Source organism: Bifidobacterium intestinale (assembly GCF_023656765.1).
GTDB lineage: Bacteria > Actinomycetota > Actinomycetes > Actinomycetales > Bifidobacteriaceae > Bifidobacterium > Bifidobacterium hominis.
In genome coordinates this window covers 52759-67486 of record NZ_JAMOKR010000005.1, presented here as the reverse complement: position 1 = coordinate 67486, position 14728 = coordinate 52759, and the positions used below count along the sequence as shown (strand labels likewise).

The 14728-nt window shown below is 56.1% G+C and carries 12 protein-coding genes; 4 read left to right on the top strand and 8 right to left on the bottom strand.

Going from position 1 to position 14728, the window contains the following annotated elements:
* Positions 1-8: 8 nt before the first annotated feature.
* Both NBH13_RS07325 and NBH13_RS07320 read right to left on the bottom strand, forming a co-directional pair.
* Complete coding sequence (locus tag NBH13_RS07325; RefSeq protein ID WP_250779442.1) at positions 9-1100, bottom strand: class E sortase; 1092 nt, start codon at positions 1098-1100, stop codon at positions 9-11.
* A gap of 39 nt (positions 1101-1139) precedes the next feature.
* Positions 1140-1907 carry a DUF881 domain-containing protein gene (locus tag NBH13_RS07320; RefSeq protein WP_099595708.1) on the bottom strand — a complete coding sequence of 256 codons (768 nt, stop codon included), beginning with the start codon at positions 1905-1907 and terminating at the stop codon, positions 1140-1142.
* Positions 1908-1997: 90 nt separating this feature from the next.
* Here NBH13_RS07320 and crgA point away from each other — a divergent pair, with 90 nt between their 5' ends.
* Complete coding sequence (crgA, locus tag NBH13_RS07315; RefSeq protein WP_180753442.1) at positions 1998-2510, top strand: cell division protein CrgA; 513 nt, start codon at positions 1998-2000, stop codon at positions 2508-2510.
* Between the two features lie 264 nt (positions 2511-2774).
* Here the strand turns inward: crgA and NBH13_RS07310 are convergent, their stop codons facing one another.
* Both NBH13_RS07310 and NBH13_RS07305 read right to left on the bottom strand, forming a co-directional pair.
* Complete coding sequence (locus NBH13_RS07310; RefSeq protein ID WP_250779441.1) at positions 2775-4124, bottom strand: THUMP-like domain-containing protein; 1350 nt, start codon at positions 4122-4124, stop codon at positions 2775-2777.
* A 377-nt stretch (positions 4125-4501) separates the two neighbouring features.
* Positions 4502-5296 (bottom strand): rhomboid family intramembrane serine protease, encoded by a 795-nt coding sequence (locus tag NBH13_RS07305; protein ID WP_099595711.1) that lies wholly within the window; start codon positions 5294-5296, stop codon positions 4502-4504.
* Between the two features lie 186 nt (positions 5297-5482).
* Between NBH13_RS07305 and NBH13_RS07300 the strand changes: the two genes are divergently transcribed.
* On the top strand, positions 5483-5710 hold the full coding sequence (locus tag NBH13_RS07300; RefSeq protein ID WP_080788031.1) for a hypothetical protein: 228 nt from the start codon (positions 5483-5485) through the stop codon (positions 5708-5710).
* 117 nt (positions 5711-5827) lie between these two features.
* Here the strand turns inward: NBH13_RS07300 and NBH13_RS07295 are convergent, their stop codons facing one another.
* A complete protein-coding gene (locus tag NBH13_RS07295; protein WP_250779439.1) occupies positions 5828-8272 on the bottom strand; it encodes a glycogen/starch/alpha-glucan phosphorylase in 2445 nt (814 codons plus the stop codon).
* Between the two features lie 355 nt (positions 8273-8627).
* Between NBH13_RS07295 and NBH13_RS07290 the strand changes: the two genes are divergently transcribed.
* Positions 8628-9065 (top strand): sterol carrier family protein, encoded by a 438-nt coding sequence (locus tag NBH13_RS07290; protein ID WP_144165972.1) that lies wholly within the window; start codon positions 8628-8630, stop codon positions 9063-9065.
* Positions 9066-9175: 110 nt separating this feature from the next.
* Here NBH13_RS07290 and NBH13_RS07285 read toward each other — a convergent pair whose 3' ends face one another.
* Positions 9176-9556: a DUF3073 domain-containing protein gene (locus NBH13_RS07285; RefSeq protein WP_250779437.1), complete on the bottom strand. Its 381-nt coding sequence runs from the start codon at positions 9554-9556 to the stop codon at positions 9176-9178.
* Positions 9557-9683: 127 nt separating this feature from the next.
* On the opposite strand from NBH13_RS07285, the gene trpS reads away from it, so the two are divergent.
* Entirely contained in the window at positions 9684-10784 is a 1101-nt protein-coding gene (trpS, locus tag NBH13_RS07280; RefSeq protein WP_250779435.1) for a tryptophan--tRNA ligase, read from the top strand.
* A 120-nt stretch (positions 10785-10904) separates the two neighbouring features.
* Here the strand turns inward: trpS and NBH13_RS07275 are convergent, their stop codons facing one another.
* Positions 10905-12533: a sodium/proline symporter gene (locus tag NBH13_RS07275; RefSeq protein ID WP_144171125.1), complete on the bottom strand. Its 1629-nt coding sequence runs from the start codon at positions 12531-12533 to the stop codon at positions 10905-10907.
* A 324-nt stretch (positions 12534-12857) separates the two neighbouring features.
* Positions 12858-14594 (bottom strand): threonine/serine exporter family protein, encoded by a 1737-nt coding sequence (locus NBH13_RS07270; RefSeq protein ID WP_236824354.1) that lies wholly within the window; start codon positions 14592-14594, stop codon positions 12858-12860.
* Between the last annotated feature and the right edge of the window lie 134 nt (positions 14595-14728).

Genomic DNA, 14728 nt, shown 5'->3' with positions numbered 1-14728 from the left:
AAAACGCCTTATACGGCCGTGTAATTCGACATTTCTCGCAATGCCGGAATATTCGTCGCGGCCCACGGGAACAGCCATTCAAAGCATGATGCGGCCGCCGCGAAAATCAGCAATGCCATCAGCACGAGTCGAATCGGAAGCACGCCCGGCTGCAATCGCATCAATCCTCCGTACAGGCTGAATTCCGGCTTTTCACGACGTCCCGCACGCACGTCGGCGAGGTACGGCCAACGCCATGCCGCGAGCGCGGAAAGGAAGATGATCACGTATGCGGCGAGTGCGCCGAAAATCCACGGTTCAAGCGAGCTGACGGATGCGACGATCGACGATTTTTCGTTGTTGACGAATTTGACTTTGCCGTTGGAGTCGGTGGATGCGAGCTCCTGGGGAATGCCGTCGGACACTTTCGCCCAGTATGAGAATTCCGCGTAGCTGATCCAGCGGTGCGTCGGCGTGGAATATTTCGGTTCGCACGTGGTCATGGTCAGCATGCGTTTGGTCGGTGTAGCGCCGGGATTTTCGGGGTTGGCGGCGACCACTTCGATGTCGGTCGGCAGCACGATTTTGTAGCTCGTGTAGTGGTACACGTACCAGTAATCCTGCGTACGGATGATGATCGGGTCGCCTTCCTGCAGTTTGTCGACATCGCCGAGGGGCTGTCCGTAGCCGTTGCGGTGGCCTGCGAAGGCGAAGTTGCCGATTTGGCCGGGCATTTGCGAGTCTTTGTAGTGGCCGAGGCCGTGTTTGTTGAGTTCGGTGAGGGAAGTTCCCTCAACGAGGTTGCGTTGCCATTGGCTGCCGAATCGCGGAATGTAGACTTGGGCGATCAGCTCGCCTTCCTGCGCGCTTTGCGGTTGCGTTGGCGGGTCGCCTTCCTGCGCCTGCGCGATGGTGACGTTGTCGGATTGGCCCGGGTCGGACCATGATACGGATTGACGCGTTTCGATTTGGTTGTGTTCGGCTTGCACGCCCGTCCACCACATTTGCCATGCGATGTAGAGCGCACAGATGGCCGCTGCGGTCAGCATGAGTTCGGCGAGTATGCCGAGTATCGTCCAGACCACGCTTTTGCGACGTTGTTTGCGTGCCACGTGCTTCATCGTTTACTTCCCCTCTTGCGATTCCTGCACATCTTGTGATTACTGTGTTTCGCCCGTTTCCTTGTTCATCGCCTGTGCGTATTGCAGCGGCTGTTGCAGCGCGTCGGTCGCGTCGAAATGCAGTTTTTCTTTTTCGTCGACCTGCCAGCCCAAGCCGAACGCGCTGACGTACTGCCGGTATATGGTCACGTCCTGCGAACTGTCGAGCGCTTTTTTCATATTATCGACCGGCCCGATCGCGGAAATGGTGAATGGCGGCGAATACTTTTTGCCCTGCAGGAGCAACACGTTGCCGGAGCAGCGCACCGCGGAGTTGAAGAGCACGCGCTGGTCCATGATCATCATGGATTCCGCGCCGCCCGCCCACAACGCGTTCACTACGGCTTCGATGTCTTGCTGGTGCACCACGTAATCGTTGATGTTGGATGTCGACCCGCTGGAGTCGACCATGTTTTCCCAGAGCGGCGAGTCGTCGAGCGTAACCACGAGTCCGGGGCCTTCCACCGCGGGCAGCAGGGTGCCGTTGCCTGCGCTTTCGCTGTCTTTCAGGTCGGTGTCGTCCTGGCTGCTCAGTGTTTTGCTCAGATCGTTCACGCGGGAGCTGAGCGCGTCGACTTCCGTCTGCAGGGAGTTGACTTTTTTCACGCGTTGTTCCACGAGTTCGGCGGTATCGTTGGACACCACGACGGAACGGTTCACGCGCAGGTTCGTGGCGAGTAGGAATCCGGAGAACATGAGCACGAGGAATGCCACCGCTCCGGCCACTTTCGACCGTTTCGCGGCGTGCTTTCCGGTGTGCTTCGCCATGCGGACCTTCCTGATTCCTGTTAAGCATTCGCTGTGATTGAGAACAGTTTTTACGCTGTGAGTTCGCCGCTTTCGAGTCTACCCACTATTATGACTTTTAGCCTATTAAAGGAGACTATGCTGATGGCTGACGAAGAGCTGCACGAAACCACCGCGGACGATCAGAACGATCTGCAGTCCACGGGTGACACCGCTGCCGTTGAAGAGGGCAACGAAACCGTTCAGGATGCCGCTGAGGAAACCACCGTCGAATCCGCTTCCACTGATTCCGACGACGATGACGATCTCGACATTCCGATGGACCGCGTCGAAGCGGTGCTGAACGCCACTGTCGACAAGGATGCTCTGACCCCGCAGATGCAGCGCATGATGAACCGTCAGGCGGAAAACACCCGCCGCGTGGAGGAGACCATCAAGGGCACCAAGTCCAATCCACGCTGGTTTGTGCCTCTGTTCTGCACGCTGATGGTCATCGGCCTGATTTGGGCCGTGGTCTACTACCTAACCTCTGACTACCCGATTCCGAACATCGGCGCATGGAATCTGGCCATCGCGTTCTCGATCATCATGATCGGATTCATCATGACCATGTGGTGGCGCTGACCCACCGTTTCGCGTTTACTGTTTAGGCAGCCTCAGTAGCACGTTTGAAGCGAGGGCGTCTGCACTTCTTCGTACAGTCAGACGCCCTTTTCGCATACCCTTTTTACGATCCTTTCGCAAGCTTTTCGTAATTTTTCGCACTTGTCGTGCTTTCGGTGAGATTGCGTAATCTTTCGGACACTATCATCTTTCGCAATCGTCTTGCTATTTCTGCGACTCGCCTATCACTTGTCTCGTGCTTCTCTCAATTTCCGGTTTGCTTGTTCAGATTTTCGACGTGCGCAGCAGCACATGACCGCCACCTTGCATGGTGGTACCAAACAGGTAGACCGTTCCACCGTCGGCAAGCTTCAATTTCTTGCGTAACTGCGGTGCCGTAAGCGGGAAATTACGTACCGCGATATTCGCTTGTTTCATACCATTCAGCAATCGTTTTGTATCTTTTTTATTCATGCTTCCGACTGCTTCAATCGTAAATCCTCGTCCCGGAAAATCGGCTATCTGCTGTTCCGACACGAACAGATGGCTGCTCGGACCGATCTGCGTCACACCGAATCGTTCTTCGACCAGATCGAAACAGCCGGCCTTCATAATCGACGCATTCGGCTCATACAAGTACCTTTTCGCATCCGGCAGCGGTTTGCCGCCAATGCGCAGGCCTTGCGTATATTCGGCGGAATCATAGTCGATCCGCTGATCATCGTTCACGCAGAACACGTGCGGCGCAAGACACTGGTACGAACCCGCACCATCCACGCTGTCGCGCGCATTCGCCTGCGCCGGCCGTCCCAGTACCAGCAGCAGTTCCTTGCATTCGTTGCCGGTGGCCACGATATGCACTTCGCGTACGGCCCCGTCGAAATCGACGACTGCTTTGCGCCAGTCAAGCATCGGCGAGAGTTTGACCAACGTGAAGCGCGATTTGGCGAGCAGCAGGTCGCGCAATTCGAGCACATTTGGTGTGCAATCTTCGATGGCGTAAGTGCGCGAGCCATGCTCGTCGCGACGGGCCGGATCAAGGTAGATAAAGTCCACCGGATCCATCTGACTGAGGTATTCCACACCGTCGCCGCACACGATGCGAGCCTGGTCAAGCCCCAGCGCGGCCATATTGTGTTCGGCCAGTTCGCACAGGTGTCGTTGCCGTTCCACATAAGTGGCTTGGCTGAATCCGCGCGCCAGATACGAGAAGTCCACCCCGAACCCGCCCGTCAGATCCGCCATAGCCCTCTTCGCCACCAATGTGTCCGATTCTCCAGAATCGGACATCCGTAAGCCCGTTTTAGCCTCTTGAGTGTCCGATTCGGCAGAATCGGACACTCTGGCGTGCACGGTTGCGGATGGTACGAGCAGGGTTTGTGTGATTTCAGACTTGTATTGGGCGGTGAACTGCGAGGAGCACTGTTCCATGGAAATGTGCGGAGGGTATACGATTCCCTCGCAGGAGGCCCATTGCGGCAGTTTTTTGCTTGCGATCTGCCATCCGGCGATCTGGTCGAGCGCCAACGGCAAATCGAGTCCGTCTACACGCTTGGCTTTCAACGCCAGTTCGCGCACGTCCTCGTCGCGATGCATCGCCACGAATTCGCGCGTCTTGTCATTCATGACTGTCATTGGTGACGCACCTGATTTCGTTTTGTTGATTCGTCATCTATTATGGGGATTTTTTAGTTTCGCACTATGTGGATAAGTCGTGGATTATTGTGGACGAATGTGGATAGCGTCTATATCTTGTGGACAGTCTTACGGCCATCCACAAGATATAGAACGGCATTTTTCCCCATTTTTTCGCTATGCACAGACGGTTTATCCACATTTTCTACCGTTGAAAAGCCGGGGAATTCGCCGTTTTGTGAATATCCCTGTGGATAATGCACCGAGTTATCCCCGGCTTACCCACAGTTCAACCCTTACTTATCCACAAGGTTATCCACAAATGTGGATAAGTGCATATCTGCAATTCCCCCGAATCTGTTTTTTCTACCTACCGACTAGAAGAACATACCAAGAAGGGGGTTTACGCGAAATGGATTACCCATATTGCATACGACGACAATCGCAATAATCACGACCAACATGATTGCGCCGTAAATCAGCGTGCGCTGCTGCAGGCTTTTGCCGCGCAACGCATGCAGGCCCGAAACCAGCAGCCAAGCGAACACGCCTCCGATGATGAATCCGCCAACATGCGCCTGCCATGCGATGTTCGGCGTGATGATCGGCATCAGGAAGTTGATGAGCATCCAGATCATCATGGATCGAATATCGATACCAATGCGCTGGTATACCACCAGAATGGCCGCGAACAGGCCAAATAGCGCACCGGAAGCGCCGTATGAAGATGTTACCCAACCGTCTTGCGAAAACAGTGCCCAGACCATCATGCCGGCACCTCCGCCGAGTCCTGACAGCACATATAGCGCGAGGTATGGCAGATGCCCCATCATGCGTTCCAATACGGGCCCGACGCACCACAAAGTCAGCATGTTGAAGAGAATGTGCCATAGGGAGGCCGGCTGGTGCAGGAACATTGACGTAATGAAGGTCCATGGGCGGTGGGTCGCCAGCGCGGGCATGAATACGCCTGCGCCGACGAACGAGTTGTAGCTGGCCGGCCAGGCGATTTTCAATAGTGTTTCGACAATCCAGACCGCGACGCATATCACCATGATCGCGACGGTGATCACGGGATCGCCGTTGCGCCAGCGGTACCTCATGGAACGTGCAGAGAAGAGGTCTTTGAACGACGGGGAATCGGGAAACAGACTGAAACGTTGATAAGCCATGTTTCAACCCTACTGGAACGTGCGAATCCGCGAATCCGCGAAATCATTGCAAATGATTGCATTCTTGTGAATCCTCGGCGCGTAAATCCACCCAATCAACACATTCAAGGAATTAATATAGTGAACAGAGTTGGCTTGAACGAGCAGGTCAGCCAATGTTCGCCGATATTTGGGAAAGGAGCCGTCATGGAGAACAAGTCTTCTAACGGTTGGAAGTTCTTCGCACTGCTCTTCGGAGCTTTGCTTGCCGGTGTCATCGGTCTGTATGTGTACAAGCAGCAGAATCCGGATTACGATCCATGGGAGGAGCCGTGGGAGAACAGCTCGTCTCCTGTCGATCTTGGCCTGACCAAGGATGCCGAAGAAGCCAAGGAAGCCGACACTGAGGCCGCTGCCGCTCCCGAAGCCGCCTGATTCCTACTTCTTTTCAAAGCCCTGCCGCCCTTTCGCGCAGGGCTTTTTGTTATTTAGACACAAAAAGGGACGATTCCAAAGAATCGTCCCTTCGTCATCACGCCTTATCTAGCGCTATCAGGCGAGCGGACCCGTCTTCCAGATGCGCTCGAGGTAATCCTCCATCGAACGATCGGAGCTGAAGTAGCCCGAGTTCGCCACGTTGATGAGGGCCTTGCGGTTCCATTCGAGCGGCTGGGCGTAGAGAGCCTCGATTTCCGACTGGATGGCGGTGTAGGCACCGAAGTCGGCGAGGGTCATGAACCAGTCCTTGGTGAGCCAATCGTGGACGAGGTCTTCGTACACGGTCTTGTCGCCGTTGGAGAAGGTGCCGTCTGCGACCATGTCGATGGCGGCCTTGAGGCGCGGATCGGCCTCGTAGTACTTCTTCGGCTCGTAGCCTTCGGCGTAGAGGGCGTCCACCTCGTCGACGGTCATGCCGAAGAGGAAGAAGTTCTCAGCGCCGACGCGCTCACGGATTTCGACGTTGGCACCGTCGAGGGTGCCGACGGTCATGGCACCGTTGAGAGCGAACTTCATGTTGCCGGTACCGGAGGCTTCCTTGCCGGCCTGGGAGATCTGCTCGTCAAGGTCGGTGGCTGGGATGAGGTGCTGTGCGAGGCGAATGTTGTAGTTCCACGGGAAGTAGACGTTCAGCTTGCCCTTGACGTCCGGGTCGTTGTTGATGACGCGGGCGACGTTGTTGATCAGCTGGATGGTCTGCTTGGCCAGATAGTAGCCCGGAGCGGCCTTGGCACCGAACACGATGGTGCGCGGCATGACGTCGTCTGCAGAGATCTTGCCGGACTTGATGTCGGCGTAACGTGCGATCACGGCGAGGATCTTCAGTGCCTGACGCTTGTATTCGTGCAGACGCTTGACCATGGTGTTGATCATGGTGTTCGGGTCGATGTCGAAGCCGTATTCGCGCTTGGCGTAGTTGGCGAAGTCAACCTTGTTGGCCTGCTTGACGGCAGCGAACTTCTTGACGAATTCGTCGTCTGCGGCAAGCGGTTCGAGGCCTTTGAGCAGTTCGAGGTCGCTCACCCACTTGTCGGTGCCGAGGCCTTCGGTGATGAGGTCGGACAGGCGCGGGTTGGCGAGCTTGACGAAGCGGCGAGGGGTCACGCCGTTGGTCACGTTGGTGAACTTGTCGGGATACACGTCGGAGAAGTTCTTCAGGGTGACGTCCTTGAGCAGCTGGGAGTGCAGCTCGGCAACGCCGTTGACGTGGGAGCCGCCGTAGGTGGCCAGATAGGCCATGCGCACGGAGTCGCCGGTGTAGATGGCCATGTCCTTGATGGTGGCTTCGTCGACGCCCTTGGTCTTGAGCTCGGCTGCGAACTGGTCCTGGATCTTCTCGATGATTTCGAGGTGACGCGGCAGAAGTTCGCCGATGAGCTTGGACGGCCACACTTCCAAGGCTTCCGGAAGCAGGGTGTGGCAGGTGTAGTTGAAGGTCTTGTTGGTGACAGTCCAGGCGGTATCCCAATCGTAGCCGTACTCGTCCATGAGGACGCGCATGAGCTCCGGGATGCCGATGACCGGGTGGGTGTCGTTAAGCTGGAAGGTGATCTTGTCTGCGAAGGTGGTCAGATCCGGCTTGTCCTGGCCCGAGTAGAAGACGCGGATGGCGTCATGGATGGAGGCGGACACGAAGAAGTACTGCTGCTCGAGACGCAACGCCTTGCCCTGCGGGGTGGAATCCTCCGGATACAGGATCTTGGAGATGTTTTCCGCTTCGACCTGCGGCTTGACGGCATCAAGGTACTCGGACTTGTTGAAGGTGAGCAGGTCGAACTCGTCGTAGCTCTTGGCGGTCCACAGGCGAAGGGTGTTCACACGGCCGGAAGCATAGCCCGGAACCATGTAGTCGACCGGGACTGCACGCACGGACCAAGCCGGCTTCCAAACCTTCTTGCCGTTCTCTTCGACGACTTCGCCGCCGAAGGAGACCTTCTGGTCGCGGTTGTAGTCGATGTGGCCCCATGGCTCTTCGTTGGTCAGCCAGTAGTCCGGGGTTTCGATCTGCTTGCCGTTTTCGTCGAACTTCTGCTCGAAGATGCCGTACTTGTACTGGATGCCATAACCGAATGCCGGCACGCCCAGCGAAGCGAGCGAATCGATGAAGCAGGCGGCCAGACGGCCGAGACCACCGTTGCCGAGGCCTGGCTCGTGCTCGGCGTTGACGACGTCCTGCACGGAGAAGCCGAGTTCCTTGACCGCGGCATTGAACTGCTCGGTCAGACCGGCGTTGAGCAGAGCGTTGCGCAGCTGCTTACCCATTAGGAATTCTGCGGACAGGTAGCCGACTGCCTTGGTGTTGCCATTGACCATGTCAGCCTGGGTCTTGAACCAGGAATCCATGAGGTGGCGTCGCACCGCGGCGGACGCGGCGACATACACGTCGGCCGGCTTGGCCTGTTCGACGGTGACGCCCTGGGTGTACTTCAGCTGCTCGCGGATCTCATCTGCGAACTGCTCCGCGGTAATCGCGGACTTCGGTGCGGTAATTTCAGTCATTAATCGACTCCCTTTGACGGATTACTCTCCAGAAACATTATGCCTTGCTCCAGCGTCCTTGCATTAGCGGCTACATGAACACTAAGTAACATCATGCATACGTTCTCATACATAGCATACTACATAATCAGAAAAAAGACGAAATTTCAAGCGATTACAGGTCAGCATTCGTTTGCAAAAATGATGCAAACCGGCTGCCAAAACGTTGTGAACAACATGCAAACGACATGCAACAAAATTGAGAACGCTGTCAGCAATCGCAAATATTTTTCCTCTCTTCACACCCCTATTCAGTTGTGACTACGCTGTCTGCAACACCCCATCATAGTCGCTTGCAAGCGACAAAATAACACGTATGGCTGTTATTCGAGAACAAGATCTGCATAAGGGACATGACGCATTTGCGCAATGGCTGCAAACGTCTCATCGCATGATCGCCGACGGTATTCCTGCAAATACCGACGCGGCCCGCGATTTCCGTCTGGAATTCTCTCCACGATTGCCACGCCAGCTGTGGGCGATGGCGGTGCGCTACTCGCTGCATCTGCTGGAGAAAAAAGCGCCCGGAGAGGGCGTGGAAGTGCGTGTCGCACCGTGGGGCGCCATCAAGATTCTCGACGGGCCGGCATCCGATCCGCATAATCTCACGCCGCCGGACGTGATCGAACTGGAACCGGACGTGTGGATGAGACTCGCCACGGGCATTACCAGCTGGGCTGAGGAGAAGGAGGCGGGACGCATCACGGCCGTTGGCGAACGCGACGATTTAAGCGGCTTGCTGCCGTTGGCGTGAAGGCTGCGAGAAGACCGTCACAGGCGCAAAAACGCATAGCAAAACCGCGATGTGGATACACCCAGCAGGCATATCCGCATCGCGGTTTCACAAAGTACCTGATATGCCGATTAGTCCTGCTTCTTCGGCTTCAGCGCGCTGGGCATCGGCATCGGGATGGGCTTGTGCGACTTCGACGCAGCGGACTTGGCTGCCGGGAACTCTCCGCTCGTGGCCTTCGCCGCCGCCTCCGCGGCCCACTTCGCATACTCGTCGAGGTCATCCTCGGCGTCGGCTTGCGCGGACTCCTGAACATCTTCAGAAATCTCATCTTCAGCGTCCGCATCGTGAGAATATTTTGCTTCGATATCGGCGAAAGGATCGAAAGAACCCGAACCAGGCTCCTGGGCGCCGAGCTCCTTGGCGAGCTCATCGTAGTCGGTGTCGGTGGTCAGGTACTTGAGCTTTCGGGCTATTTTCTGCTGTTTGGCTTTCTGACGTCCGCGGCCCATCTGACCCCCTGAGGATTACTGTGCTATCAATTCATCAAACAAGAGAGTACCACTTGTTATGCCATATTTCGTTGTCGGCTCAGACTTTTACGATAAAATCGCTGATTTTCTTAAGAAAAGGACACGTATGACGGACGAAACCCAGGAGCAGCAGGTCACCGCTGTCGGCAATGAAATGAGCGCGAGCTTCCTCGCAGCGAAGAAGCGTTCCGACGCAACGCTCGCCGCAATCGAACAGAATCCGGGCAAGTTCACCATGCTTACCGGCGACCGTCCGACCGGACGTCTGCATCTCGGCCATTATTTTGGTTCGATTCGCGAGCGCGTCGCCATGCAGAATCGTGGCGTGAATTCGAATATCATCATCGCCGATTATCAGGTGATCACCGATCGTGACACGACCGAGCATATCGAAGACAATGTGCTCAATTTGGTGCTTGATTACATGGCTGCCGGCATCGATCCGGAAAAGACCATGATTTTTACGCATTCCGCCGTTCCTGCGGAGAACCAGCTGATGCTGCCGTTCCTGTCGTTGGTGACTGAGGCCGAGCTGCATCGCAATCCTACGGTGAAGTCGGAAATGGAAGCTTCCGGCCATGCGCTGACCGGCCTGCTGCTGACTTATCCGGTGCATCAGGCATGCGACATTCTGTTCTGCAAGGCCAATGTGGTGCCGATCGGCAAGGATAACCTGCCGCATGTCGAAATCACGCGCACCATCGCGCGTCGGTTCAACGAACGCTACGCCAAGAAGCATCCGGTGTTCCCCGAGCCGGCTGCGATTCTGTCTGAAGCGCCGGAGATTCCAGGCTTGGATGGCCGCAAGATGAGCAAGTCGTACGGCAATTCCATCATGTTGGGTGCCACCGCGCAGGAGACCGCCAAGCTCATCAAGAAGAGTCCGACCGATTCCGAGCGTCGCATCACGTTCGATCCGATCGCACGTCCGCAGGTTTCCGCACTGCTGACGACCGCCGGTTTGGTCACCGGTCGTGATCCGAAGGAGATCGCCGAGGAGATCGGCGATTCCGGTGCGGGCGCGCTGAAGGCGTATGTGATCGAATCGGTGAACAGCTTCCTCGAGCCGCATCGCGCCCGTCGCGAGGAACTCGCCAAGGATATGGATTACGTGCGCGATGTGCTCGCCGAAGGCAACAAGAAGGCCAACGCCATCGCCAACGAAACCTTGGAGCAAGTCCGCGACGCCATGGGCATGCGCTACTAAAGCTCCAGAAACGCCATAATCACGCTTTAAACAGCGTTTCAGCATCGACAAAGGCCGGATTGCGTATTGTGCAATCCGGCCTTTGTTGCGTTTGAGTGGCATGTGCCACATTATGTTTGATTAGATTTGCGCGCGCTTTTCGCCGGAAGCGATTTCCGCTGCAACCAAATCGTCATCCACCTTGCGATCATCGGGATCATCAAGATAATGATCGAACTCGTGCAACACTTCAGCATCGGGAGCCGGAGTCAACAACGACACCACCACAATGAACAACAGTGAGATGATGAACGCCGGAAGCAGCTCGTAAATAGCGAAGACACCACCAAGCGGCTTGATGAAATTATGCCAAATCAGCACGGTCGCAGTACCGGAAAGCATGCCCGCAATCGCACCGAATTTATTGGTACGACGCCAATACAGCGAACACAGCATCAGCGGACCGAATGAAGCGCCCAAACCAGCCCACGCATACGAAACAACTTGGAAAATCGACGAATTCTGATCGAATGCAACCACAATGCCGAAAACGAACATAACCAGCAGTGTGATGCGGGCAACCATCATCACCTGACGATCAGTAGCCTTGCGGTAGAGCAATCCGCGGAAAATATTCTCACCAACCGCGGAAGCACCGATAATCAGATACGATGAAGACGAACTCATGGACGCAGCGAAAATGCCCGACACCACGATGCCGCACATAAAGCTTGGCAGCAGCGCCTGCGAAACCACAATGAAAATGTTCTCCGCAGCGGACTGCGTGACGAACTGCGTCGGCATCATCGCACGGCCAACCAAGCCAATGCACACGCCGCATGCAAGCGACACCACACACCATGTGGTTGCGATGATACGGGACTTTTTGATCTCTTCAGAACTGCGGATCGACAGGAATCGCACGAGCACCTGCGGCATACCGAAATAGCCAAGGCCCCACGCAAGCATGGAAATCATGGTGATCACGCCGTATTCGGTAGGAGCGCCGAACATGGCCTGACCGGCTTTGATGATCTGCTCGCCGGCCTCGTTCAGGATTGGCGTGGCCATTTGCGTGCCGTCAAGGAATCCTGGAATGCCTTTGAGGAAGGCGACGGTGTTGTCGACTCCGCCGACGGACGCCACGGAACCGATGAACACCACGGCCAGCGCAAAAAACATGAGCAAGCCTTGGATGAAGTCGGTCACGACCACGGAAAGATAGCCGCCGATCAAGGTGTAGGCGAACACGATGGCCGCACCGATCACCATGGTCAGGTGGTAGTCCCAGCCGAACAGGGTCGAGAAGAGTTTACCGACCGTCACGAAGCAGCTGCCGACATACACGCAGAAAAATACGAGGATGATCAGCGCCGCGATGGTGGAGACGATGTTGCGTTTGTCATGGAATCGTTTGGAGAAGAAGTCCGGAATGGTGATCGCGTCACCTGCCACCACGGAGTAGCGGCGCAAACGCCGTGCGACGAGCTTCCAATTGAGGTAGGTGCCGAGAGCCAGGCCGAGGGCCGTCCACAGCGGGTCGGCGGCACCGGTGAAGTAGGCGACGCCCGGCAGACCCATGAGCAGCCAGCCGCTCATATCGGAGGCTTCGGCGCTCAATGCCGTCAGCCACGGACCAACGCCACGACCGCCCGCGAAATACTGACGAGTGGAGGAATTGGACCGCTTGGAGTAGATGAAGCCGATGGTGAGCATGGCCACAAAATAGATGACCATCGCCAGCAGCACCCAAAAATCTTTGGTAACCATGAATTCTCTCTTCTTAGATTTCTAGCCGAATTTCTTTCGAATCTCTTTCTTCAAATCTCTGTCGAAACGAATTTCTTTCGAATCTCTTCTGAAAAATATGCGATTGTCCCAATGTACCGGTCGGACATTGCGACAATCGCATTTATCTCATTTACTCGCCCAAATTCCGAAATTCTGCGAGTTGTTATGCACCGTTCTGTTATGCACCGTTCTGGATTCTAGGGAAAATTTGGCAATGCGTGCGGTATCAAGGCGTACCGAAGGAAGGCGCACGAAAGTACGTCGACCGAGGAACAACGCAGATAACGCTCCATTGCCAGATTTTCAGATGTCGTATCTCCAAGACTTATCGGTGATAACGCGGGCCATGGCTAAACCGATCGGCAGGCAGATAATCACCATGAAGGCGCGGAAAGCCCAGTCGAGGGCGTTCAAGGTGTCGAATTGGCCGAGGTGGAACATGGCTTGATACATGTACAAACCGGGAACCATGATCACAATGGACGGCACGGTCAGGCAGATGCGCGGGTAGCCGAGATGTGGGGCGAGCCAGCTGCGATGAACCGCGGAACGCCATGCGGAGGCGAGCAGGCCTGCGAGCAGTGCGCCGATGAATGCGCCGGCTTCGGCGGGAACTCCCATGTCAACGATTTCCAAGCGCAAGGTGTCGGTAATGGCGCCAATGGTGGCGGCCACAAGACACATGCGCTGCGGGGAATTGAACATAGTGGAGAAGCCCCAGACGCCGATGAATGCGAACACGAAACGCAACAGGCAATTGACAACCGGATTGAGTCCCAACGGCTCGAATCCTTCCGGATTCAAATGCACGATCGAAGCGACCATCCACCCTGCGAGCGTCGCCATCAAAATAATGCACAACACGTACGCAACGCGCTGAATGCCTGACGGAAAATCAATCTTCGCCATATCAAGTCCGCCCGTAATCAACGGGAATCCAGGAATCACAAACAGCATGGCACCGATGTAAGCCGTGTCATGCTGCAATGCGACGGGCTCGAAAATACCAATCAATCGCAGGGTGCCCGTGCAGGCGAGTGCCGCGACGGCCACGCATACGAACGTCACAAAGAACTGGTTGAGATGGTGGGCGAACAGGCGGCGGCGCAGCCAGTGGCCAAGTCCCGCGCCAATGAACGCGCCGATCATGTCGAAGGGGCCGCCTCCAAGCAGGAACACGAAGGATGCACAGGCGCAGGCCGAGGCGAATCCTGCAAATGCCGGCGAATACAGGGGCTTGCGCCGTTCGATCATGTTGAGTCGTTCGTGCGCTTGACGAACGGTGATGCCTTGCGATTGGTCCGCTTCTTTGCCGACATGGTCGAAATGTTCGGCGTATTGGCCTTTTGGCGGCTTATGATTGCGATTTTTGCGCGCTTTTTTCGTGGTCGATTCGCTTGACGTAACGTTGGCCGCGCTGGCGGTTTCACGCTTGGTTTCACGTTCAGCTTCACGTTCACCGCGATTATGCTCGCTTGCCGCTTCAATGTCACGCAAGTGCAACGGCTGCGCGGTGGTATCGGTCGCTTCGGCGCGCTCCGTCACCATTTCAAGCGCGTCAAGCACGGGATCGTCGGATCCCTCCTGATTCTGTTCGGCTTTCTGACGTTCGCGAAGACGCTTCGACAGGTCGGCCGACACCTGCGACGCATCACGCTTGTCGAGATGCTGCATAAGCCCTTCTGACACGTCGGATTGGCTGTGGTACATCGATCCTTTGCCGAGGTTCACGTTGAACCAGTCAGCGAAGTGTTCGAGCAGCCAAATGCGTTCCGTATTGACGCCGGTGGTTGGCAGGTCGATGACTTCGGTGATGCGGTCTTTGCCGTCGGTGCAGGAGGCTTCGATGTCGGTGAGGTTCACGTCGGCGCGTACGTGCACGCCGAGCGGGTAGGCGATGCGGTGCATCATTTCGCGGACACGGAAACTTCCGGTGCCCGCGCCGAGATCGAGCATGCCGACGCGTACGATCACGCTGGCTTTTGCTGCGATTCCCGCTTCAGCAACCGGCTTGTCCCAATCCCGTTCAATATCTTCCATATCGAGCGGAATGGAGTGTGTATGGAATTTGCTGACGGCCGAAGCGCTTTTTTCCGCGCTTTCGAAATTCGTCTCATGTTCATGTTCGTATTGTGCGCTCACAAGTTCAGGTCTAACGTGTGGGCTGGTCGGAG